The sequence below is a fragment of the Duganella guangzhouensis genome (assembly GCF_009674535.1).
Taxonomy (GTDB): Bacteria; Pseudomonadota; Gammaproteobacteria; order Burkholderiales; family Burkholderiaceae_D; genus Rugamonas; species Rugamonas guangzhouensis.
Genome location: NZ_WKJK01000013.1, coordinates 77,318 through 99,438, shown reverse-complemented (window position 1 = coordinate 99,438; position 22,121 = coordinate 77,318). Strand labels below are relative to the sequence as shown.

Annotated in this window: 21 protein-coding genes; 15 read left to right on the top strand and 6 right to left on the bottom strand. The window is 62.0% G+C overall.

All coding sequences use genetic code 11. From position 1 onward, the window contains the following. Positions 1–80: 80 nt before the first annotated feature. The gene (locus tag GJ699_RS22985) at positions 81–689 is read left to right on the top strand and encodes an FMN-binding negative transcriptional regulator (RefSeq protein ID WP_154380697.1); all 609 of its coding nucleotides are present in this window, start codon (positions 81–83) and stop codon (positions 687–689) included. On the opposite strand, the gene GJ699_RS22980 is transcribed toward GJ699_RS22985, so the two are convergent. After that, complete coding sequence (locus GJ699_RS22980; RefSeq protein WP_371867639.1) at positions 625–1,626, bottom strand: DMT family transporter; 1,002 nt, start codon at positions 1,624–1,626, stop codon at positions 625–627. The two genes, GJ699_RS22985 and GJ699_RS22980, sit on opposite strands and share 65 nt — an antisense overlap. Positions 1,627–1,744: 118 nt before the next feature. Between GJ699_RS22980 and GJ699_RS22975 the strand changes: the two genes are divergently transcribed. Next, positions 1,745–2,320 (top strand): SET domain-containing protein, encoded by a 576-nt coding sequence (locus GJ699_RS22975; RefSeq protein ID WP_154380693.1) that lies wholly within the window; start codon positions 1,745–1,747, stop codon positions 2,318–2,320. Here GJ699_RS22975 and GJ699_RS22970 read toward each other — a convergent pair. Both GJ699_RS22970 and GJ699_RS22965 read right to left on the bottom strand, forming a co-directional pair. Further along, positions 2,244–5,087: a bifunctional diguanylate cyclase/phosphodiesterase gene (locus tag GJ699_RS22970; protein ID WP_154380691.1), complete on the bottom strand. Its 2,844-nt coding sequence runs from the start codon at positions 5,085–5,087 to the stop codon at positions 2,244–2,246. The two genes, GJ699_RS22975 and GJ699_RS22970, sit on opposite strands and share 77 nt — an antisense overlap. A 115-nt stretch (positions 5,088–5,202) precedes the next feature. Further along, positions 5,203–5,955 (bottom strand): fused MFS/spermidine synthase, encoded by a 753-nt coding sequence (locus GJ699_RS22965; protein WP_229262252.1) that lies wholly within the window; start codon positions 5,953–5,955, stop codon positions 5,203–5,205. A 92-nt stretch (positions 5,956–6,047) separates the two neighbouring features. On the opposite strand from GJ699_RS22965, the gene GJ699_RS22960 reads away from it, so the two are divergent. The 13 genes from GJ699_RS22960 (at position 6,048) to GJ699_RS22900 (ending at position 19,036) form a co-directional block, all read left to right on the top strand. After that, a complete protein-coding gene (locus GJ699_RS22960; RefSeq protein WP_154380689.1) occupies positions 6,048–6,323 on the top strand; it encodes a hypothetical protein in 276 nt (91 codons plus the stop codon). A 14-nt stretch (positions 6,324–6,337) separates the two neighbouring features. After that, on the top strand, positions 6,338–7,483 hold the full coding sequence (locus GJ699_RS22955; protein WP_154380687.1) for a GGDEF domain-containing protein: 1,146 nt from the start codon (positions 6,338–6,340) through the stop codon (positions 7,481–7,483). A 59-nt stretch (positions 7,484–7,542) separates the two neighbouring features. Continuing rightward, complete coding sequence (locus GJ699_RS22950; RefSeq protein WP_154380685.1) at positions 7,543–8,994, top strand: Ppx/GppA phosphatase family protein; 1,452 nt, start codon at positions 7,543–7,545, stop codon at positions 8,992–8,994. 45 nt (positions 8,995–9,039) lie between these two features. Continuing rightward, entirely contained in the window at positions 9,040–9,774 is a 735-nt protein-coding gene (locus tag GJ699_RS22945; RefSeq protein WP_229262251.1) for a substrate-binding periplasmic protein, read from the top strand. Between the two features lie 40 nt (positions 9,775–9,814). Then, on the top strand, positions 9,815–12,439 hold the full coding sequence (locus tag GJ699_RS22940) for a hybrid sensor histidine kinase/response regulator (RefSeq protein WP_229262250.1): 2,625 nt from the start codon (positions 9,815–9,817) through the stop codon (positions 12,437–12,439). After that, on the top strand, positions 12,436–12,810 hold the full coding sequence (locus GJ699_RS22935; RefSeq protein WP_154380681.1) for a response regulator: 375 nt from the start codon (positions 12,436–12,438) through the stop codon (positions 12,808–12,810). The genes GJ699_RS22940 and GJ699_RS22935 overlap by 4 nt, the downstream gene beginning before the upstream one ends. Before the next feature lie 38 nt (positions 12,811–12,848). Further along, positions 12,849–13,367, top strand: a complete 519-nt coding sequence (locus GJ699_RS22930) for a hypothetical protein (RefSeq protein ID WP_154380679.1) — start codon at positions 12,849–12,851, stop codon at positions 13,365–13,367. 100 nt (positions 13,368–13,467) lie between these two features. Next, on the top strand, positions 13,468–14,238 hold the full coding sequence (locus GJ699_RS22925; protein WP_154380677.1) for a GNAT family N-acetyltransferase: 771 nt from the start codon (positions 13,468–13,470) through the stop codon (positions 14,236–14,238). Between the two features lie 57 nt (positions 14,239–14,295). Further along, entirely contained in the window at positions 14,296–15,105 is an 810-nt protein-coding gene (fdhD, locus tag GJ699_RS22920) for a formate dehydrogenase accessory sulfurtransferase FdhD (protein ID WP_154380675.1), read from the top strand. After that, on the top strand, positions 15,092–16,159 hold the full coding sequence (locus GJ699_RS22915; RefSeq protein ID WP_371867638.1) for a DMT family transporter: 1,068 nt from the start codon (positions 15,092–15,094) through the stop codon (positions 16,157–16,159). The genes fdhD and GJ699_RS22915 overlap by 14 nt, the downstream gene beginning before the upstream one ends. A 167-nt stretch (positions 16,160–16,326) precedes the next feature. After that, positions 16,327–18,483, top strand: coding sequence for a TonB-dependent receptor plug domain-containing protein (locus tag GJ699_RS22910; RefSeq protein WP_195763630.1), 2,157 nt, complete (start codon positions 16,327–16,329; stop codon positions 18,481–18,483). A 190-nt stretch (positions 18,484–18,673) separates the two neighbouring features. Further along, entirely contained in the window at positions 18,674–18,841 is a 168-nt protein-coding gene (locus tag GJ699_RS22905) for a Flp family type IVb pilin (protein WP_154380669.1), read from the top strand. A 27-nt stretch (positions 18,842–18,868) separates the two neighbouring features. Continuing rightward, positions 18,869–19,036, top strand: coding sequence for a Flp family type IVb pilin (locus GJ699_RS22900; protein ID WP_195763629.1), 168 nt, complete (start codon positions 18,869–18,871; stop codon positions 19,034–19,036). A 47-nt stretch (positions 19,037–19,083) separates the two neighbouring features. Here the strand turns inward: GJ699_RS22900 and GJ699_RS22895 are convergent, their stop codons facing one another. From GJ699_RS22895 to GJ699_RS22885, 3 genes are all read right to left on the bottom strand, one after another. Beyond that, positions 19,084–20,820 (bottom strand): S41 family peptidase, encoded by a 1,737-nt coding sequence (locus GJ699_RS22895; protein WP_195763628.1) that lies wholly within the window; start codon positions 20,818–20,820, stop codon positions 19,084–19,086. Between the two features lie 96 nt (positions 20,821–20,916). Further along, complete coding sequence (locus GJ699_RS22890) at positions 20,917–21,234, bottom strand: hypothetical protein (RefSeq protein ID WP_154380663.1); 318 nt, start codon at positions 21,232–21,234, stop codon at positions 20,917–20,919. 58 nt (positions 21,235–21,292) lie between these two features. Then, positions 21,293–22,105 carry a DUF5677 domain-containing protein gene (locus GJ699_RS22885; protein WP_154380661.1) on the bottom strand — a complete coding sequence of 271 codons (813 nt, stop codon included), beginning with the start codon at positions 22,103–22,105 and terminating at the stop codon, positions 21,293–21,295. Between the last annotated feature and the right edge of the window lie 16 nt (positions 22,106–22,121).

Here is a 22,121-nt window from a genome sequence, read left to right as displayed (position 1 = left end):
TGGACCAGTCATTTTTGCGGTAAGTGGATCTTCATCATACGCCGCTTAAACCGCACAATGGTGTTTTAACAGGAGTTGCCATGCACTGTCCCGCCATGTTTCGCGAAGAGCGCATCGAGGTTCTGCAGCAGTTGATCCGCCATCATCCGTTGGCCACGCTGATCACCAGCGGCAGCCACGGCCTGAGCGCCAATCTGATTCCGTTCACCCTGCACGGCGACGTGCTGCGGGCGCATCTGGCCCGCAACAACCGCCAGCTGGACGATTTGCGCGCCGGTGGCGAGGCGCTGGTGGTGTTTCAGGGACCGGAATGTTATGTCTCGCCAGCATGGTATCCATCCAAGGTCGAGCACGAGAAAGTGGTGCCGACCTGGAATTTCGTCATGGTGCAGGCGCGCGGCACGCCGCAGGTGATGGATGACCCCGACTGGCTGCGCGCCCACGTCGGCCAGATGACCGATCAGCTCGAAAGTGAACGCGAACAACCATGGAGCGTGGATGACGCGCCGGCCGATTTTATCGCCGGCCAGCTGCGCGCCATCGTCGGCGTCGAGATCCCGATCGCCGCCATCGAAGGCAAGTGGAAGATCAGCCAGAACCGCCAGCAAGCCGACCGCCAGGGCGTTATCGACGGTCTGGCGGCTGAGGGGCGCTGCCCGCACATGCGGCAGTTGATGACGGGCGGCTAGCGCCGGGCTTCAGCAGACGTGCCAGCATGGCGTGGCCGCTGACCAGCAGGATGCCGGCCAACACCAGCGCGGCGCCGATCAGGAAGCCGGCGTTGATGTGTTCACCCAGCAGCAGGGCGCCCAGCATCACGCCGAACAGCGGCGTCATAAAGGAGAACGCGCCCAACGGCGAGGCCAGGTAATGGCGCAGCAGCCAGAACCAGGCCAGCAGCGAGATGAACGACACCACGATGGTCTGGAACAGCAGATTGGCCAGCGCCAGCGGCGTCGGCGCGAAGTGGGCGCCGCCGACGGCCAGCGCCGCCAGCAACAGCAGCAGGCCGGCGCCGACCAGTTGATACAGCAGCGTTTGCGTGGGCGTGCAGCGGGCCAGCGCGGAACTGCGGATCACCACCGTGGTGGCGCCCCAGGCGATGCCGGCCGCCAGGCACAGCGCGTCGCCCAGCAGGGTCGAGCCGGCGCCGCCGCTGCCGCTGCCGCTGCCGCTGTCGCTGCCGGGATGCAGTGCGAACGCGGTGGCCACGCCGGCAAACGCCAGCCCGATGCCAAGCCATTGCAGCGGCGCCAGCCGTTCCGATGGCAGTTTCAGATGCAGGCCGAGCGCGGCAAACAGCGGGCCGGTGTAGAGGAACACCACGGCGTGGCCGGCGCTGGTATGCAGCAGGCCGGCGCCCAGCAACAGGTATTCCAGCGCGAACAGCAAGCCAGCCAGCAGGCCGGGGCGCCAGGCGCCTGGCACGGCGGCAAAATTTTCGCGCCGGCTCAGCATCAGCAGGCCAACCAGCACGGCGGCAGCGCCGGAGCGTAGCGCGATTTGCAGGATAGGCGTGACATCCTGCGCGGTGGCCTTGAGGCCGATTTGCTGCAAGCTCCATATCAGGCACAGCAACAGCATGATGGCGACGGCGCGACCGTCCAGAGCCTTACGTGTATCCACAATCCATTCCTCATTTTTTAGCGAGGCCGGATTATGCACGCAATCAGTATCGTAAATCCATTTGAATCCGCGCAAGCGCTGTGGTTTAATCGAATGATCTTCGATCACTCTGATTACCATGCCCAGCGACAGCCTTCAGCCAGAGTCAGTTCCAGCCCTTACGCCCGCTTACCGCGTCGAACGCTCGTCGGTGCACGGTAACGGCGTGTTCGCCCAGCGCGACATTCAACCAGGTGAACGCATCATCCAGTACGCCGGCCGCGAAATCGGCTGGGACGAGGCGCAACTGCGCGCCGAGCGCCAGGGCGGGCCGCACAATCACACCTTCTTTTTCAGCCTGTCCAACGGCAATGTGGTCGATGGCGGCGACGAGGGCAACGAGGCGCGCTTCATCAACCATTCCTGCGAGCCGAATTGCGAGGCCATCGAGGAAGAGGACGGCACCATCTTCATCTACGCGCTGCACGATATCAGCAAGGATGAGGAACTCAATTATTCCTACCCGCTGATCTACGAAGGCCGTCACACGCCGGCCATCAAGAAGGAATTCGCCTGCCGCTGCGGCGCCGTCAATTGCAGCGGCACCATGCTGGCGCCCAAGCCGCGCAAGCGCAAGCCTAGGCCGGCATCGCCTGTAGATCGCGTCCCTGTCGCAGCAACTGTTCAAATTCCTCAACCGGCAGCGGCCGGCTGAAGTAATAGCCCTGGATTTCGTCGCAGCCGTGGCGACGCAGGTAATTGACCTGGGTTTCGGTTTCCACGCCCTCGGCGATCACGCGCAGCTTGAGGTTGTGCGCCAGCGCGATGATGGACACCACGATGGCGGCCTCGTCATCCTCGTTGATGTCGCTGATGAAGGAGCGGTCGATCTTCAGCACGTCGATGGGGAAGTGGCGCAGGTAGGAAAAGCTGGAATAGCCGGTGCCGAAATCGTCGATCGACAGCGCCAGTCCCAGCGACTTCAGCTTGTGCAGCAACTCCACCGCCTGCGTCACGTCGTGCATGAACAGCCCCTCGGTCAGCTCGATGTCGAGGCAGGCCGGCGGCAGGCCGGTGTGCTCCAGCACCTCGGTGATCGCGTTGACCAGCTGCGGTTCGCTGAACTGGCGCGGTGACAGGTTGACCGCCACCCGCAGCGCGCCGTGGCCGGCGTCCTGCCACTGCCGCGCCTGGGCGCAGGCGGTGCGCAACACCCAGGCGCCGATTTCCACGATCATGCCGGTTTCCTCGGCCAGGCCGATGAAGCGTTGCGGCGCCACCATGCCCAGTTCCGGATGCTGCCAGCGCAGCAGCGCCTCCATGCCGACCACGCGGCCGCTCTGCAAGTCCACTTGCGGCTGGTAGTGCAGCACGAATTCGCGCCGCTCCAGCGCGTTGCGCAGCGCGCTTTCAATGCGCAGCCGTTCGCGTGCTTCCTCGTTCATGGTCGGCTCGTAAAACTGGGTGTTGTTGCGGCCCAGCTTTTTGGCGCGGTACATGGCGATGTCGGCGTGTTCGATCAGGCGCTGCGCCGAGCTGCCGTCGGAGCCGTACACCGCGACCCCGATCGAGCAGGTGACAAAGAACTCCTTGCCCTCCAACATCACCGGCTGGGTCACGGCTTGCATGATGCGTTGCGCCACGTCCGGCGATAGCGCCTGGTCTGGATATTCGGTCAGCACCGCGACGAATTCATCGCCTGACAGGCGCGCCACGGTGTCGCTGTCGCGCACGCTTTCCTGCAGCCGATGGGCCACGGTTTTCAGCAACTGGTCGCCAGCCTTGTGGCCCATGCTGTCGTTGACGAACTTGAAGCGGTCGAGGTCGATCAGCATGACCCACAGCGAGTTGCCGCTGCGGTTGGCCAGCGCCACCGCCTGGCTGAGCCGGTCCTGCAGCAGCATGCGGTTGGGCAGGCCGGTCAGCACGTCATGGTGGGCGATGTGCTGAATGCGCTGTTCGGCCAGCTTGCGCTCGGTGATCTCGGTGCCGGTGCCGCGATAGCCGGTGAAGCTGCCCTCGCGGTCGAACACCGGTTCGCCGGCGGTGCTGAACCAGTGGGTCTGGCCGTCCAGACCGGGCAGCGAATATTCGAGATTGGCGAACGGCAGATGGGCTTCCAGCGTGGCCATGTGTTCGCGGCCCCAGCGGTTGTTCCACATTTCCGGATGCAATTCCCAGCGGGTTTTGCCGACGAAGCGCTGCGGGTCTTGTTTGCCCTTGTGGAAGAAGCCGCCGCTGATGTTGGTGAAGCGGAATTGCGCGTCCTGCTCCCAGTACCAGTCCGACGACAGCGCCAGCAGGCGGCGGAAGCGGTGCTCGCTTTCCTGCAGCGCTTCCTCGGTGCGCTTGCGCGCGGCCACGTCCTCGGCCAGCTGCTCGTTGCTGCGTTTCAGGGCCAGCGTGCGTTCGTCGACCAGCCGCTGCACTCGCAGCGAACGCCGCGCCAGCGAGTTGACGAAAGCCGCCGTCAGCAGCGAGAACAACAGGCCGCCGATCAGCGTCGACAGCGAGCCCAGGTGGGAGGGCAGGAAGGGGCGCGGCAGCGGCGTTACCTGCACATGCCAGGACTTGCCGGCGGCGCTGAAGGTGCGGACATAGGGTTCGCGGTAGTCGAACGCCAGCCAGCGTTGCATTGGTTGCGGCGCTGGCGCCTCGCCGGCCGGCTGGCCACGGCTGTAGACCAGGTTGGCCGGACTGATGCTGTCGCCGATGTAGACCTGCAAGCGCAGCTCGCTGTCGTCCAGCAGGTCGGCCGCCAGCAGCACTTTCTGGATCAGGTCGCCGGAGCGGATGACGGCGCTGGTGTTGCCGATCCAGGCCGCGCGCCGCTGCGCCACCGTGCTGAGGTCGGCGCCGGCGCGATAGAGCGGGATCATCATCACAAAGCCCTGTTGCATGGCGCGTTCCTGTTCCAGCCGCATCAGGGGTGTGGTGCGCGGCTGGCCGTGGTCGACCGCATCGGCAATCGCCCGCGCCATCGGCGGCAGCGAGGCTACGTCCAGGCCGAACGCGGCTTCGTTGCCCTCCAGTGGCTCCAGATAATCGACGATGATGTGCTGACGGCGCGTACCCAGCGCCTGTTGGCCGGCGTCGTGCAGCCGGAAGCCGGGATATTGCGCCTGCATCGCGGCCTGGTGGCGGCGCGCCTGTTCGTCATCCATCACGCGGTGGAAATTGAAAGCTTGCACAAACGGATAACGTTCCAGCAGTGGCCGGGTAAAGTCAGCGAATTGTTCCCGGTTGGGCACGCCCACCGACTTGAACAGGCCGTTGAGGGTGGTGACCAGTTCCAGCGCATCGTCCAGGCCGCGCCGGATGGCGGCGGTGCGCATATGGCCGCGCTGCTGGAAGCTCAATTCCAGCTTGCTGTATTCGAGCGCGCTGACGGCGACGAACAATAGCCCGGTCACGGCGAAGCCGGTTATCAGGGTAAGTATGGCCGCCAGCGAAACTCGCGGTAAGAGGCGGGGCGACGACATGGCACGCTTTCCAGGGGAATTTAGCTGGGACGCGGGCAGGGGCAGGGACCGCAGAGGATGGTGCTAGTGTGTCACAAAAAGTGCCATGGGGACAGATTTTGCGGCGGCCGCTGTGTCAATTTGCCACGTTCCAGCGCAGTTTGAGCACGATCCAGTGCGCCAGCAGACGGTTCAGCAGCGGCAGCGCCAGGCCGCCGGTGCGCGCCACTTTTTGCTGCATCGCCAGCGCCGGCGAGCGGCCGCCGCCACGCACCGCGAACAGAATACAGTTGTTGCCGGCGATGCCGTGGAAGGCGCAGACACGCTGCTCGAAGGTCTGGCGCAGCCGTTGCCGCATGGCCTGGTAGTGCGGATCGTAGCTGAAGATGTTCGCCACCAGCACGCCGCCGGGCCGTAGCGCGTTGTGGCAGTCGGCGTAAAAGCTGGCGCTGCCCAGCTCGGGCGGCAGGCCGCTGGCGTCGAAGCCGTCCACCAGCAGCACGTCGGCGCTGCCGGCCAGGCTGGCCATGTGGCTGGCGGCGTCGGCCTGGATGACACGGAAGCGGGCGTTGTCGGGCGGGATCGCAAACTGCTCGCGCAGCGCGATCACCTCCGGGTCCAGTTCCAGCACGGTGATGCGGCTGTGCGGCAGGTAGCGGTAACAGAACTTGGCCAGCGAGCCGCCGCCCAGGCCGACCATGACGATGTGCTCGGGCTGCGGATGGAACAGCACAAAACACATCATCGCGCGGTTGTAGCTAAGCACCAGCTGGTCCGGGCGTGACAGGCGCATTTCGCTTTGCACCATGCCGGGCGTGAATTCCAGCAGGCGTTTGTCGCCCAGGGTGCGGACTTGCGGGCGTTTCAGGGGCGGCGTGGGCTGGTCCAAGTTTGTTGTATTCTGGATTTACGTAGGGAATCATAGTAGCATGGCGTTAGCACCGGCCAGCCCCTCTGGCGGCCCCAACGGAGAGAGAGACGATGTTTTTAGACCACCCTACGCTTACCGCCACCAACAGCTTCACCGAGCCGGACCGCCTGGAGCGCCTGACCCGCGTCTACGGCTACGTGGCGGCGCTGGCCGATTTGGCCGGCAAGCAGAGCTTCATTGAAAAAGTCAGCCAGTTGCACGATCACAAGGGGACGCTGATCGTGTTCTGGCACGACACCCCGACCGAAGAGGAAAAAGCCTTCTTTGTGCAGGCATGGGCCAGCAAGATGGGCGACGGCAGCAGCAACGTCGAGCACGAGGTCTGACCCCGGCTGCGGTCATGGATATAAAAACCTTGTTGTTGGCGCTGGCATTGGGCAATTTGAGCCTGTGCGCAGCGCTGTTCTTTTTTGAGCAGGACGCGCGCCGTGCCGGCCAGGCCGCGCGCAGCCACGCCACCTGGGCGTGGGCCAAGCAGTGCCAGGCGCTGGCCTGGACCTTGTTGTACTTCCGTGGCGTTCTGCCCGATTTCCTGACCATCCCCTTTGCCAACGCGGTGCTGTTTGCCGGCTTTGCGCTGGACGCGTCCGCGCTATGGGAGCAGGCCGGGCGCCGCGTCTGGCGCAGCCATTTGCTGCCGGCGCTGGGCGCGGCGGTCGGCCTGTACGCCGGCGCCTGGCTGTTGCAAGTGCCGGCCGGCGGCCGCATCGCGATTGGCGCCGTGGCCAGCAGCCTGTTTTTCCTGGCCGGCGCCGCCGCGCTGGGACGCGGCTGGCGTCACGCCAGCGCGCTGCGGCGCTATCTGGTGCTGGCGACGCTGGTGTGCGTGCTGGCGGTGCTGGCGCGCGGACTGGGTTCGCTGCTGCCGGAGGGCGTCAGCTGGATCAATCCGCTGGCGATGCAGGCGCTCGGCATGGGCGCGCTGTACTGGATGATGGTGAGCAGTGCCTTCGGCTACCTGCTGTTGGCGCGTCAGCGCGAACAGGGTGAGTTGGCGCGGCTGGAGGTGGTGGACGCGTTGACCGATGTGCCGAACCGGCGCGGCTTCTATCAGGCGCTGACGCCGTGGATCGCGCTGGCGCGCCGCCCCGGCACGCCGACCGCGCTGATCGTGCTGAATCTGGACCAGTTCAAGCGCGTCAACGACAACTATGGCCATCCGGCCGGCGACATGGTGTTGAAAGCCATGGTCGGCGTCTGCAAAAAACAACTACGCGATTCCGATCAGATGGGCCGCCTGGGCGGCGCCGAATTCGCGATTCTGCTGCCGCGCACCTCGCAGGAAGATGCCGAAATGGTGGCGGAGCGCATCCGCAACGCGGTGGCGGCGCTGCCGGTCAAGGCGGAAAAGGCCATTATCAACATGACGGCCAGCCTGGGCGTGACCACCATCCGCGCCGAGGACAGCACCGTCAGTCTGTTCAAGCGCGCCGACGAAGCGCTGCATTCCCCCCAATTAGATACCTCTGAAGTCATGAAGCTGTAACAAACTGGGCTTATCGTGCATATAATAGTGTAAATCGTTTAGTTTAATTTCAATCATATATGTACGCAGCAGTCGACCTAGGGTCCAACAGTTTTCGTCTCCACATCGGCAAGCATGATGGAGAGGCCATCCGCGTCCTGAAAAGCGTGCGCGAACCGATACGCCTGGCCGCTGGGCTGGACAAGGACGGTAATCTGACGCCGGCCGCCAAACAGGCGGCGCTCAACTGCCTGAAGAATTTCCGCACCGTGCTGGCGGCTTACAAGCTGGATGCGGTGCGGGTGGTGGCCACGTCGGCGATGCGGGTGGCGCGCAATTCGGCCGCATTCCTGCCCGAGGCAGAGCAGGCGATCGGCTATCCGATCGAGATCATCTCCGGCGAGGAGGAGGGGCGCCTGATCTATATGGGGGTGGCCAACGCGGTCGGCCTGCCGGGTGAACGCCGGCTGGTGATCGACATCGGCGGCGGCTCCACTGAACTGATACTGGGACGCGGGCAGGAGATCGAAAAAGTCGAATCGTTCAGCGTCGGCACGGTCAAGCAAAGCCTGTCGTTCTTCATCGGCGGGCTGGTGGACGGGGCGTCGTTTGAAGCCGCCATCCTGTCGGCGCGCAGCCATTTCGAGGATGCGGCACCGCCGTACCATCCGCAGTTCTGGAAGCAGTGCTATGGTTCGTCCGGCACCGCGCGCACTATCGCTGACATCATCATCAAGAACGGGCTGGGACGCGAAGTCAACGCCGAGTCGCTGGAGCTGCTGAAGCAGCGCTTCATCGAATTCGGCCATGTCAGCAAGATCGACATGGCGGGCCTGAAGGCGGACCGCGCCAGCACCATCATCGGTGGCCTGGCGATTTTGATTGGCCTGGTGCGCGAGCTGGATATCCCGGTGGTGCAGCCGATCGAGGCCGGCCTGCGCATGGGCGTGATGTGGGACTTGCACCTGCGCTCCACCAAGCGTGACCGCCGCGAACAATCGGTGCTGACCTGCGTGCAGCGCTTCCATGTCGACGAGCGCCGCGCCCACCGCGTGGCCAACGACGCGCTGGCGCTGTACGGCCAGACCAAGCCGAGCGCGGACCTGTACACGCGTCATCTGTACTGGAGCGCGCTGCTGCACGAGATGGGCATGGTGGTGTCGCACACCGGCTATCACAAGCACGCCGCCTACATGATCGAAAACGCCGACCTGCCGGGCTTCACGGCGCGCGAGCAACGCACCATGAGCTGTCTGATCCTCGGCCACAAAGGCAATCTGCGCAAGGTGGTGGAGGTGCTGGGCGAGCCGGATTTCGCCAAGGCCATCGTGGCGCTGCGGCTGGCGGTGCTGTTCATGCACTCGCGCATAGATATCGACTTCACGCAGATCAAACTGCGCTACAAGAGCCGCATCGAGCTGGAGATCCGGCGCGAGTGGGTGGCCGAGCATCCCACCCTATCCTACTGGCTGGAGAAGGAGCAGGAGCAGTGGGATGAGGTGGGTGTAGACTTCAGCATCCGCACCAGCTAAAAGGCACCCGCCATGTACGACAGGATTCTTCGCTATTGCACTTGCATGTTGCTAGTCCTGTCGCTACCGGCCTTCGGGCGCGAGACCGTGACCTTGTGCTTCGAGTCGCAAGATGTACGGCCCTGGCGCACCGAGCAAAACGGCGGCCTCAATTTCGAGCTGCTGAAGATGGTCGAGCAGCGGCTCGACATCCATTTCGATTTCCAAAGCATCCCATGGAAGCGTTGTCTGGCGCAGCTGAAGGCGAACGCGGTCGATGGCGCGTTCGCGGTCAGCTACAAGCCGGACCGGCGCGAGCTGGGTGAATACCCCGGTGGCGACACCCCGGACGCCGCCAAGCGCATGCACACCGACACCTATGTGGTCCTGCGCCGCAAAGGCAGCAAAGTGGCATGGGACGGAAAGCATTTCAGCAATCTGGATGGCGCGATCGGCTTCCAGCTCGGTTATTCGGTGGGCGATGTGCTGCGCGCGCAGAACCTGGAGGTGGACGAGGGCAGCCAGCGCGCCGATGAACTGGCGCGCAAGCTGATCGCCGGACGGCTGGCGGCAGCGGCGGTGGGGGGCAGCGACGCCGCCGGCTTGATGCGCGGTCCGCTGGCGCCGCAGCTGGAGCAACTGCCGATCCCCATCATCGAAAAGCCGTACTTCCTGATCCTGTCGCACGCGCTAGTGGCCTCGAAGCCGCAACTGGCGGCGCGCATCTGGAACGCGGTGGAGCAGGCCCGCAACAGCCCCGCCTACAAAAAGCTGGCGCTGGCCCAGGGAGTGCGCCATTAACCCGCAGGATACGGTACTGACTGACGGTGGCGGTCCGCTGATGCAGCTGCGGCTGGCGTGGCGCCGCAATATCCTGCTGCGCCTGAGCTTTGGCATTTTTCTGGCCGTGGCGATTTCCACCGCCATCTACACCACCTATGTGATGCAGTCGCTGCACAGCGAGGCCGAACAGAAGCTGCGCGAGCGCGCCGAGCGGCTGGCGGCGGTGCTGTCGCAGGCGCTGGCGCGGCCGCTGTTCGACATCAACAGCGCGGCGGTGTCCAGCGTGGTTGATGCATCGGGCGCGACGCCGGAAGTACTGGTGCTGCGGGTGCTGGCGCCCAACGGTGCGGAGCTGGCCAGCTATGTGTCGCCGATGAAGGAACCGGTGGCGTCGATCCGCGTGCGCCGCGAGATCCAGTTTGCCGATGCGCGGCGCAGCTATCCGGTCGGCGCCATCGATCTGGCGTACTCGCGCCAGCAGATGGACAGCGACCTGAATCGGCAGATCTTCAACACGGTGGCGGCCAATCTGCTGCTGGCGCTGGCCATCGTGCTGTCGATTTTCATTGTCGGCCGGCGCGCGGCGCGGCCGTTTGCCGACATCCGCATCGGGCTGGAAAAGCTGACGCGCGGCGAGACCGACATCAAGCTGTCCGGCATCGGCCGCGCCGACCAGGTGGGAAGGCTGTCGGACGCGGTGCTGCGCTTTCGCGACACGCTGGTGCGGCTGCGCGACGCCGAGCGCGCGCTGCGCGACCTGAATGCGGAGCTGGAGCAGCGCATCGACGCCCGCACCGCCGAACTGTCGCGCAGCATGCAGATGGCGCGCGACAGCCAGGCCAATCTGCAAACCATCGTCGATACCGCGCTGGATGCGGTGGTGCGGATGGATCTGGAAGGGCGCATCGTCGGCTGGAATCGGCAGGCGGAGGCGATCTTCGGCTGGAAGCGCGAGGAGGCGCTGGGGCTGGAACTGGACCGCACCATCATTCCGCCACGCTTCCGATATGACCACAAGCGCGGCATGCTGCGTTACCTGACCAGCGGCGCCAGCGATGTGCTGGACACCCGCATCGAGGTGTACGCGTTGCGCCGCAACGGCGAGGAATTCCCGATCGAGCTGGCCATCACGCGGGTGCGCACCGAGGAGCATGACAGCTTTGAATTCTGCGCCTTCATCCGCGACATCAGCGAGCGCCGCGAGCGCGAGCAAAAGCTGGTGACGGCCAATGTGATGGCGGAGGCGGCGAATATCGCCAAGTCCGAGTTCCTGGCGAATATGAGCCACGAGATCCGCACCCCGATGAGCGCGGTGATCGGCATGGCCTACCTGGCGCTGCGCACCGACCTGACGCCGCAGCAGCACGATTACATCAGCAAGATCCACCGCGCGGCGCTGACGCTGCTGGGCATCATCAACGACATTCTGGATTTCTCCAAGATTGAGGCCGGGCGGCTGGAGGTGGAGGCGATTCCGTTCGCGCTGGAAGATGTACTGGCCAATGTCAATAGCGTGACGGCGCAACGCGCGGCCGACAAGCAGTTGAATTATCGGGTGCAGGTGGCGCCGCAGGTGCCGGCTTACCTGGTGGGTGATCCGCTGCGTCTGGGGCAGGTGCTGATTAACCTGGTCAACAATGCGGTCAAGTTCACGCTGGAGGGCGAGTTGGAATTGCTCTGCGAATTGCGCGGCGCAACGGATGACGATAAGGCGGTGCTGCGCTTCACCGTGCGCGATTCCGGCATCGGCATGACGCCGCAGCAGAAATCGCGGCTGTTCCGCGCCTTCAGCCAGGCCAATGGCTCGACCACGCGCCAGTTCGGCGGCACTGGGCTGGGATTGTCGATTTCGCAGCAGCTGGTGCGGCTGATGGGCGGGAATATCGAGGTGGAGAGCACCGTGGATCGCGGTTCGACCTTCCGTTTCGATTTGCCGTTTGCGCTATCCGACGAGGCGGCGCTGGCCAATCAACTGGCCACGCATCATGCGCCGGCGGCGGAGTTGACACTGGACGCCGCGCCGCAGCGCACCGCGCGCGTGCTGCTGGCCGAGGACAGCGCCGACAATCAGGATGTGACGCGCGACCTGCTGCGTTTGCAGGGGCTGGACGTGGAAGTGGTGGCCAATGGCCGCGAGGTGGTGGAGCGCCTGCGCGAAGCCGGGCCGCTGGCCTATGACCTGGTGTTGATGGACCTGGGCATGCCGGTGATGGACGGCCATGAGGCCACGCGTCTGCTGCGCATGGATAGCCGCTTTGCCGAGTTGCCCATCATCGCCGTCACCTCGCACGCGCTGTCCGGCGTGCAGGCGCGCTGCCTGGAGGAGGGCATGCAGGACTACATCACCAAGCCGATCGATCCGCAGCGGCTGTACCGGGTGCTGTCGCGCTGGCTGGGTATTTCGATGAAGGTGATCCCGCCCAAACCGCCGTTGCCGGAATCCGAGGCTGCGGCGTTCTGCGCCAGCGCGGCCGATGCGCGCAAGGCGCTGGCCGAACTGGCGGCGCTGGTGGCGGAGTTCAGCGGCGAGAGCGTGGACCATTTCAAACACGCGCGCGCCTGTCTTGGCACCTTGCTGTCGCCGCAATTGATGGCGCGGCTGGATCATCATATGGAGCAGTATGAATTCGAGGCGGCCGGGAAACTGCTGGCCGAGGCGATCAAAGATCAGGAGGCATCATGAATTCCGCTAATAGAAAAACCGTGCTGATTGTGGATGACACGCCGGACAACATCACCCTGTTGTCCAATCTGCTGAAGGACAAGTACAACACCAAGGTCGCCACCAGCGGCGCCACGGCGCTGCAGATCGTGGCTACGTCCAAGGTGGATCTGATCCTGCTGGACATCATGATGCCGGACGTGGATGGCATTGAGACCTGTCGCCGGCTCAAGGCGGACCCCGTCAGCGCGGCGATTCCCGTGGTGTTCCTGACCGCGAAGAGCCAGCAGGAAGATGAAGCGCTTGCACGCAGCGTGGGCGCGGTGGACTTCCTGCGCAAGCCGCTGAACCCGGATTTGCTGTTCGCGCGTGTGGCGGCTTACTTGAAATGATATATACTATTTATATTGTTGATTAAAATGGAGTGAATATGGCCACCAAAGCCGCTACCAAAACTACCCCCGCCAAGCCAGCCGCCGCCACCAAGGCCGCGCCGAAAGCCGCCGTCAAGCCTGTCGTGAAAGCCGCTGCCAAGCCAGCGCCGAAGGCTGCCGCCCCTAAAGCGGCGCCGAAAGCCGCCGCACCAAAAGCAGCGCCTAAGGCCGCACCGAAAGCCGCAGCGCCTAAAGCAGCACCTAAGGCCGCCGCACCGAAGGCAGCACCTAAAGCTGCACCGAAGGCCGCCGCCAAACCGAAGGCCGCAGCCAAACCAGTCGTCGCCAAGCCGCAGAAGGAAAAACTGGTGCGCGACAGCTTCACCATGCCGGAAGCCGAATACGCAGTGCTGGGCCAAGTGAAGAAAGCCGCCCTGAAAGCCGGCTTCGAAGTGAAAAAGAGCGAACTGCTGCGCGTCGGCGTCGCCCTGATCTCGCAGATCGACCTGGCCACGCTGAAAAACGTGCTGGCAGGCCTGCCGCAGCTGAAAACCGGCCGTCCAAAGAAAGCCTGATAGAAAAACAACACGTCATCAAAATGACATTTTTTTGTCATTTTCTTGAAGTATTCGCTGGTTACGCTTGCTTCGTCTTCCAACAAAAAAGGGATGAAGCATGCAAACCTCGATCATTCAGGCCGACGCGCGAGCAACGTCCGGCAAGCTGGTTCTCAGCATGGCAAGCACGCCAGAAGAACTGCGCGAAGTTCAGCGTCTGCGCTACAAAGTATTCATCGAATCCATGGGCCTGAGCGCGCTGCAACGCGCCGACGGCCTGGATAGCGACGAATTCGACGAGCACTGCGATCACCTGATCGTGCGCGATTCCGACACCCTGATGGTGGTTGGCACCTACCGCCTGCTGAGCGCCAACCGCGCCCGCAAGCTGGGTCGCTTGTATTCGGAAGGCGAGTTTGACCTGGGCCGCTTGAACAACATCCGCAGCCGCATCGTCGAGGCTGGCCGCGCCTGCATCCATCCCGACTATCGTGGCGGCAGCGTCATCATGCTGCTGTGGTCCGGCCTGGCCGAATACATGCGCCGCGAGAATGCCGAATTCCTGGTCGGCTGCGCCAGCATCTCGCTGGCCGATGGTGGCCACAACGCCGTCGCCGTGTACCAGCAACTGATCGCCAAGAATCTGGCACCGGTCGAATACCGCGTCACGCCGCACCTGCCGTTCCCGTTCTCCAAACTGGAAGCCGCGCAGAAGCCGCAAGTGCCGGCACTGCTGAAGGGCTATATGCGCTCTGGTGCCTGGATTTGCGGCGATCCAGCCTGGGATCCTGATTTCGAAAGCGCCGACCTGTTCCTGCTGATGCCACTGGCGAACCTGGATACGCGCTACGCCCGTCACTATGGTGTAGGCGAAGCGCAGGCCGCTTAAACGCGTCCGCCCGGCCCCGTGTAAAATAAGCCGTTGTGCTTATTTTGCGGGGCTGTCATGAAGTTGGATCTGGAGTCGGATAAAGCGGGTTTTCAGGAACGCCCGGTACTGCGCCATCGCGGCGCGGGCGCCACCCGTCTCACCGACAGCGTCATCGAGGAAGTACCGGTGGCGCTGGTTTTTAATGGCATCTCGCATGCCGTCATGATGGTCACGCCGCGTGACCTCCAGCCGTTTGCCATGGGCTTCGCCTTGACCGAAGGACTGGTCGCCAAAGCTTCCGATATTTTCGACATTGAAGTGCGCGAGCATGCGCGCAGCTTCGAAATTGACATCACCATCGCCAGCGAGGACTTCGTCCAGCTCAAGCAGCAGCGCCGTTCGATGGCTGGCCGTAGTGGTTGCGGCGTGTGTGGCATCGAAAGCCTGGAACTGCTGGATCTGCAGCCGGAACGCATTACGACCGCGCCGCTGCATGCGGAAGGCGGGCTGCAGCCGGCAATCGCCATCGCCGTGTCGCAGCTGGGACAGTATCAGGATCTGATGCGCGCCACTGGTGGTGTGCACGCCGCCGCGTGGTGCGACGCCAACGGCACCGTGCTGCGCGTGTGCGAGGATGTCGGCCGCCACAATGCACTGGACAAGCTGATAGGCCATCTGGCGCTGGACGGCGTCGACCTGCAGCGCGGCTTCGTCTTCATGTCCAGCCGCGCCAGTTATGAACTGGTGCGCAAGGCGGCGCGCATGGGCATTTCCATGCTGGCCACCATCTCTGCACCCAGCACGCTGGCGATCGATATCGCCGCCGAAGCTGGCATCAAGCTGGTGAGTTTCTGCCGTCAGGATGGCTGCGTTGAATACACTTGAACACCACAGCGGGCTGCATCAAGGCGCGATCTATGCGCTGCTGGCCGCCGCGCTGTTCGGCGCCAGCACACCGTTCGCCAAATCCCTGTTAGGGCAGGTGGCACCGGTGGCGCTGGCCGGCATGCTTTACATGGGCAGCGGCCTGGGGCTGCTGTTGTTCTATCTGATCCGGCGTGGCAGCAAGGCTGAACGTGCGGGACTGACCGCCAAAGACTGGCCGTGGCTGGGCGGCGCCATCCTGGCCGGCGGCGTGGCCGGTCCGGTGCTGCTGATGCTCGGGCTGACCACCACGCCCGCGTCTTCCGCCTCGCTGCTGCTGAATATGGAAGGCGTGCTGACATCGTTGCTGGCCTGGTTCGTCTTCAAGGAGAATTTTGACCGCCGCATCTTTGTCGGCATGCTGTTGATTGTGGCGGCGGGCGTGCTGCTGTCCTGGGATCAGGCGACCACGCACGGCATGCCGACCGGCGCGCTGGCCATCGTCGGTGCTTGCCTGTGCTGGGGCATCGACAACAATCTGACGCGCAAGGTGTCGGCCAGCGACGCGGTGCAAATCGCCTGCGCCAAAGGGCTGGTGGCCGGCACCGTCAACCTGAGCATCGCCGCCGCGCTGGGACAGCCGCTGCCGGGCGTGTCGATCACGCTCAGCGCGGGGCTGATCGGCTTTTGCGGCTATGGATTGAGTCTGGTGATGTTCGTGCTGGCGCTACGTCATCTGGGCACGGCGCGTACCGGTGCCTACTTCTCGGCCGCGCCATTCGTCGGCGCCGTGATTTCGCTGCTGATGCTGGGCGAGCAGCCGCAATCCGCGTTCTGGCTGGCCGCAGCGCTGATGGGGGCCGGCATCTGGCTGCATCTGACCGAAAGCCACGCGCATGAACATCAGCATGAGGTGATGGACCACTCCCACGCCCACACGCACGACGCCCATCACCAGCACGCGCACGATTTCGACTGGGACGGCGCTGAGCCGCATGTGCATGCACACCACCACGCGGCGCTGACGCACGCGCACAAGCACTATCCGGACATTCATCACCAGCACAAGCACTGAGATCCGATCGTCTTCTCCAACACGCGGCGGACGTCTCCACTCAAACATTTGATTATTTGACCCAATCGACTCCTCGCTATTGTGAGCCGACTGATGGAAAGGGCAGAATCACTCCACGGTGTATTTCCCCGTTCGCCTGTTCAAAAACCATCAGGAGCACAATGGAGTTGAGATTGATATTTGTCGCCGCATTGACTGCGGGGGCGAGCGGTACGGGCCTGGCCCAAGAGAGCACCGACAAGGCGACCGGCAAGGACAGCGCTGCTCCAATCCAGAAAGTTGAGATCAAGGCCCAAGCCGAGGAATATGATCCACGCCGTGACGACACGGCCAGCAAGACCGTGATCACCAATGCCGAGATCATGAAATACGGCGACACCAATGTATTCGACGTGCTCAAACGCGCGCCAGGGGTGACGGTGATCGGCAATTCGATCCGCATGCGCGGGCTGGGCAACTACACGCAGGTGCTGGTCAACGGCGAACGCGCGCCGCCGGGGTTTTCACTGGACACGCTGCCGCCGGAACAAATCGAACGCATCGAAGTAATCCGCGCGGCGTCGGCCGAGTTCTCGATGCAAGCCATCGCCGGCACCATCAACATCGTGCTGAAGAAGGTGGTGGCAAAGGCGCAGCGCGATCTGCGCGCCAACCTGTCACGTGCCGATGACCAGCGCGATGCGCTGCTGCTTGGCACGCTCGCCGACCGCAGCGGCAATCTGTCCTGGTTCGTCAACGGCGTGATGGGCCGCACGCTGCGTGATGCGCCGAGCGGCGGTGATGATGACTTCACCAATGCGCAAGGCGTGATGACCCAGCAGCGCGACTGGTGGCGCCGTAACCGGTGGCGCAATTCCTACCTCGGCCTCCAGCCGCGCCTCAGCTTTAAACTGCCGGGCGACGATCAACTGAACCTGAGCGCCTTCGTTCAGGTTGGGCGTTCCGGAGGCGACTCCGAAACCCGCTACAACGAAACGATCGGCCATTTCAGCAATCCCGATTACGTTGACCTGACGAGCCAGAACGCGTCGCGTACCCGCTTCCTCGGCGGTGAGGTGAACTGGGTCGCGAAGCTGGGCGGCGGCAAACTGGACGCGAAGCTCAATCTCTCGCAGGGCAAGATCAATAGCGACAGCGCGTCGCTGTCGGCCACCGTGGACAACGCCGTCGTGCTGGACCGCGATGCGGATACCAGGAGCGACTACGACACCGTCAGCAGCACGGGCAAGTACACCCGCACGCTGTTCGACGGACACTCGCTGGCGACTGGCTGGGAGATCAACCAGCAGAGCACCGAGGATAACGTATTGCGTGTGGAGGGCATTATCGGCACCACGCGGCTCATCATACCGGAGCACTTCAAGCCGCGCGTGTTGCGCTATGCCGCGTTCGGCCAGGATGAATGGAACGTCACCAAGAACTGGTCGGTCTATCTGGGCGCGCGCTGGGAAGCGATTCGCACCGACAGCGAAGGTACGGGCTTGCCGGTGACGCAGTCGAAGAGCCACGTGCTGAGTCCCGTGGCGCAGACGCTGTATAAATTCCCGGACAAGAGCGGCCGCCAGCTGCGGCTGGCACTGACGCGCACCTACAAGGCACCGAGCACGCAGCAGTTGACGGCACGCCGCTACGAAGCGCCCGAGAATACCCGTTTTAATCCTGATTCGAGCGGCAATCCGAAGCTGCGGCCGGAGCTGGCGAATGGCATCGACATCACTTACGAGCATTTCTTCGCACCCAGCGCCTTGTTCTCGGTGGGGACGTCGCAGCGCCGCATCCGCGACTATATCCGCACACGGCTAACGCAGGACGAGCATGGGCTGTGGCTGAACCAACCGCTGAACGACGGCCAGGCCACCGTGCGTACACTGGACGTCGAGCTGAAGTTTCCGCTGAAAGCGTTGCTGGCGGATGGCCCGAATGTGGACCTGCGCGCCAGCGCCAACAAGAATTGGTCGCAGGTCGAGACGGTGCCCGGCCCGAACAACCGGCTGGACCAGCAGGTGCCGCTGTCCGCCAACCTCGGGGCCGACTTCCGCAGCGACAAGCAGAGCTACGGCGCCAGCTTCGCCTACCGCCAAGGCAGCCCGGTGCGCGCGTCCGCCGAACAGACGATCCGCGTGTTCCAGCGGCGCGACCTGGATGCGTACTGGCTGTACAAGTTCAATCCCGGCCTGCAGGTGCGCCTGTCCGCCAACAACTTGCTGGGCGAGGACAACTACGGCTACTCGCGCTATGAGGATGTGAACGGCGTGAGCCGCCAGGCCAGCCGCACGCCGGGCTCGGTGAAGCTGGCCGCGAATCTCGAAATGAAGTTCCAATAACACTTCGGGTCAGCGCACCGGCACATCGTGACAAATATCACTCCACAAAGTGACGTTTGTCCGATGGCGGCCGGGGTGGCGGTGCGTAGAATGTCTTTCATCGGCAGCACACGAGCAGTAACCTAAAACCGGAACCCCGTTTTAGTTGAAGACTACCAATCCAACCCAATCAACTTAAACGAGGTCCATCATGAACGCAGTCAAAAACTTCATCAACGACGAAGCCGGCATCACCGCCATCGAATACGCCCTGATGGCCGCCGCCATCGCCGCAGCGATCACCGCTGGCCTGGCAGTACTGGGCCCGAAACTGACCGCTTCGCTGACCTACATCTCCGGTCTGATCAAATCGTCGTAATCCCTGATTAAGCTTGGGAGAATGACCATGAACGCAATCAAGAACTTCATCCACGAAGAAGACGGTATCACCGCGATCGAATACGCCCTGATGGCAGCGGTGATCGCCGCAGCAATCACCGCAGGTGTGGCCGTCCTGGCGCCGAAGATCACCGCATCGCTGACGTATATCGCTGGCCTGGTGAAGTCGTCGTAATCGCATAGGCAGCAAACGAAAAGCCGGAGCATATGCTCCGGCTTTTGTCATTTATGCCGCTGTATTTCGTTGATGGAGGCATCCAGTACCTCGTCGCGCATTGCGCGTAGTCCCTTGATCGTCGGCTTGACCTCGATATCGGGAACGATCCCAGTACGCTGCGTGGGGCGTTTATCGGGATAGAACACCCCGATACCGCTGATCATGGTCCTTAGCCCGCCAGGCAAGGGAATCGGGGACACGTTACCATCGGCACCAGCCGTCGTGCTGCCGACTACCGTGGCGCGTGGACCCGCACGCAAGGCCATTGCCGTGTATTCGGACTGACTCTGAGACTTCTCGTCGACCAGTATCACCACCTTGCCAGCATAACGAGATGCTTGCGGTGGAATAGTGAGTTCCGGCCCCCATTTGAAGCCGCCCGGATTGGCCAGATCACCGATCGTGAAGCGTACAAATTTGGTGGGTTTATCGATGAAATACTGGCCGAGGGCAAAAGGCACGAAATCTGACGGGTAGTTCCGGATGTCGATGATCAAGCCTTTGGTCTGCGCGGAGCGCTCCATATAGCCCGGAATGTCGGCGCTCTTGATGGAGGACAGTTTGATATAGGCGATGTCATCACTGAGCAGCTGAAAGGTAGCGCCCGCTTTGTCATGCGTTACCCGGTTCCTTGGCCCGGTTCGCGGCAGACGGGAGACCGCAATCTCCCTCAATCCGTCGACTTGCCGTACCTTTAATTGCGCGCTCTCGCAAGCGCCGACGGTCATGCCTTCAGCGATATCGCGCAAGAGCGTCGGCTCATTCGACGCCGCATAGTACGGCCGCCAGGAATCAACCAGCTGGGAGACCGGGACGCCATCGATGGCTTCAATGATGTCGCCACGGTGAAGCCCGCTAGCCGCGCCAGCTTCATCGTTCGCGTAGCCGCTGATCGCCGCGACACCTTCCACGAATCGAATCTGGACCGGCAACTGGCAGGCCCCCACCGGAGGACGCACCTGGAGCGAGCTCCATAAATTGGCGTGCGTATCATGGATGCGTGCTATGACCGCCATCATCGCCAGTTCGTAAGCTGAGCGATCTTTTGCCAGCGTTACCGGGACAATCGACTCCCGCAACGCATTGTCCCAGTTTTCACCGATCTGATCGCGGTATGGCGCCCAATACTCGACAATATTCCAGAGTCGGAATAAGGACAGGAGTTGAAAGCCGGCATCCGGAAACTGGAGTTCTTTATATTCGGCTTCCTTGTCGAATACCGGATTGCCTATTTGGGGCGCGAGAGAAACGTAGAATTGCGTTCCTGCACTGCTACGTTGGTGATAAATCTTGTTCAAATCGTTCCGCAGCGCTGTGCTGAGCAGATGCGTGTCGTTCAGCCAATCCAGATCTGGCACCAATTGGAAATCCTGCTTGTCCAGTTTGGCGCAAGGATTGCATTCCGTAATTGGCCCGAGGCTTGCGATCCATGCGTGCAAAATGGCATCGGCGCTATCGCGATCCGTTGCCGCGAGAACTGTCGGCAGTATCTTCAGCAGCTCGTAGTCCCATTGATACTGGCCGCCAACGACCGAAGGGTGGTGGTATTTCAAGAAGCCCCATACTTTGCCAGTGATGATGAGGTTGTCGACCTGAATCGTGCTGAGCTGCTGAAGGCTGATACGAGAGCCCGCATCGAATTCGTGGTTTGTGCCGGGCGCCTGAGTGTCGGCTTGCGCTGTCGCCATGCTCACTGCGAAAACAAATCCGAGAAGGGTGCTGCAAATAATATTTCTGAGCATTAATGCCTTCCTCAATAGTCGTGGTTCGTTGCTGCGATAGACAGGGCTCATACGAGCCGAATTTCATTCACTCTGTTTGAGTCTTGTGAAGATGAGTTATGCATCGGACCACCCGACCAGAGTCAGCATGAGTTCAGGCAGAATAATCATAGTTATACCCAGTACGCCCGTTAACAGACTAACCAGTAAGGCTGGGAGACCAGTTAGATAGCCTGAAGGTTCTTTTCCTTCCCAGCCATATGGAATCCGACATTCCGCAATATGCAATCCCGCATCTATAAGCATTATGACACCCGCTCCCATAATCCCTGCTTTTGAGGCCACAAAAATAAAAAGGACAACCATCACTGCAAAGGCCGCAAAGCGCACGATACGCCAGCGTGGATATTTTTCAGGGGTGGGCGGCTTAACCATCTTAGGATATTCAAGGTTGTAGAAGCAAGGTCGGCTGATGCCCCTTCTCGGACCTTCATCAGTGCTCCTCATCAGGCCCAAAGAGTCTAGAAAGATATTTGTACCTGGCACGTAAACTACTGGCGTGAGAAAGCTCATCGTTGGTACCCCATTTTTCTAGAAAGCCTTCCAAACCAACAAGTGCCGAGGCAATGCCAGCTAACAACGTATCGGCAAACTCCGAGTAATCTGGTCCGAATGTATAGCTGTATTCATCGTCTGGCGACATGTGGTGACTGACTGAAGTAGCTGTCGGGTGTGCATCTTGAGAAAGGGGACGATAAAGTATCGTGTAAAGGCTTTCGATACTCAACGCTTCTGCTAAGGTCTTTAAATCGATTGAGGTGTTTTCACCTAACAATTCGCCTGCCAACTTTGACATCTTCGCCTTTATTGATGCAGGTGTCTCATCAATGCCGGTGATTTCTTGTGATACGACTCTTCGATATTTTTCGTTTGCCCGTATCAAAGCTTCACTGTAAGTAAGTGCTTTGCTCTCCTTGCTGACGTTACGCAGTTCAATATTCTTTGCCGCGCCTAAGCAGTGCGTCGCCGACTCAAATGTAGCTCGTGCCATGGACCTGGACTGAGCCCGAAATCCATTATTGGCCAATAAAATACAGGCTTGAAAATCTTGGGTTAGCCGACACAGCAAAGCTGGACCTATAAGCTCCCAAGAGCTATCGGGCGTAGGCCTTACGCTAGCAATCACCTGCATTAAAAAACGACTCAAGTCGAGTGCCAGTGACAGATGGACTGCTTCTGATGAATCAGGTGGAAAGTCCGGCTTGATGAAATTATTATCAAGAAAGCCGTCAGTCTCTAATGACATAGCTTATATAAATCCT

Bases quoted from the DNA above. Each gene is read 5' to 3' on its own strand.
- GJ699_RS22985 (WP_154380697.1), top strand. From the start codon at position 81: ATGCACTGTCCCGCCATGTTTCGCGAAGAGCGCATCGAGGTTCTGCAG.
- GJ699_RS22975 (WP_154380693.1), top strand. From the start codon at position 1,745: ATGCCCAGCGACAGCCTTCAGCCAGAGTCAGTTCCAGCCCTTACGCCC.
- GJ699_RS22970 (WP_154380691.1), bottom strand. From the start codon at position 5,087: ATGTCGTCGCCCCGCCTCTTACCGCGAGTTTCGCTGGCGGCCATACTT.
- GJ699_RS22960 (WP_154380689.1), top strand. From the start codon at position 6,048: ATGTTTTTAGACCACCCTACGCTTACCGCCACCAACAGCTTCACCGAG.
- GJ699_RS22955 (WP_154380687.1), top strand. From the start codon at position 6,338: ATGGATATAAAAACCTTGTTGTTGGCGCTGGCATTGGGCAATTTGAGC.
- GJ699_RS22950 (WP_154380685.1), top strand. From the start codon at position 7,543: ATGTACGCAGCAGTCGACCTAGGGTCCAACAGTTTTCGTCTCCACATC.
- GJ699_RS22945 (WP_229262251.1), top strand. From the start codon at position 9,040: ATGTTGCTAGTCCTGTCGCTACCGGCCTTCGGGCGCGAGACCGTGACC.
- GJ699_RS22940 (WP_229262250.1), top strand. From the start codon at position 9,815: ATGCAGCTGCGGCTGGCGTGGCGCCGCAATATCCTGCTGCGCCTGAGC.
- GJ699_RS22935 (WP_154380681.1), top strand. From the start codon at position 12,436: ATGAATTCCGCTAATAGAAAAACCGTGCTGATTGTGGATGACACGCCG.
- GJ699_RS22930 (WP_154380679.1), top strand. From the start codon at position 12,849: ATGGCCACCAAAGCCGCTACCAAAACTACCCCCGCCAAGCCAGCCGCC.
- GJ699_RS22925 (WP_154380677.1), top strand. From the start codon at position 13,468: ATGCAAACCTCGATCATTCAGGCCGACGCGCGAGCAACGTCCGGCAAG.
- fdhD (WP_154380675.1), top strand. From the start codon at position 14,296: ATGAAGTTGGATCTGGAGTCGGATAAAGCGGGTTTTCAGGAACGCCCG.
- GJ699_RS22905 (WP_154380669.1), top strand. From the start codon at position 18,674: ATGAACGCAGTCAAAAACTTCATCAACGACGAAGCCGGCATCACCGCC.
- GJ699_RS22900 (WP_195763629.1), top strand. From the start codon at position 18,869: ATGAACGCAATCAAGAACTTCATCCACGAAGAAGACGGTATCACCGCG.
- GJ699_RS22895 (WP_195763628.1), bottom strand. From the start codon at position 20,820: ATGCTCAGAAATATTATTTGCAGCACCCTTCTCGGATTTGTTTTCGCA.
- GJ699_RS22890 (WP_154380663.1), bottom strand. From the start codon at position 21,234: ATGGTTAAGCCGCCCACCCCTGAAAAATATCCACGCTGGCGTATCGTG.
- GJ699_RS22885 (WP_154380661.1), bottom strand. From the start codon at position 22,105: ATGTCATTAGAGACTGACGGCTTTCTTGATAATAATTTCATCAAGCCG.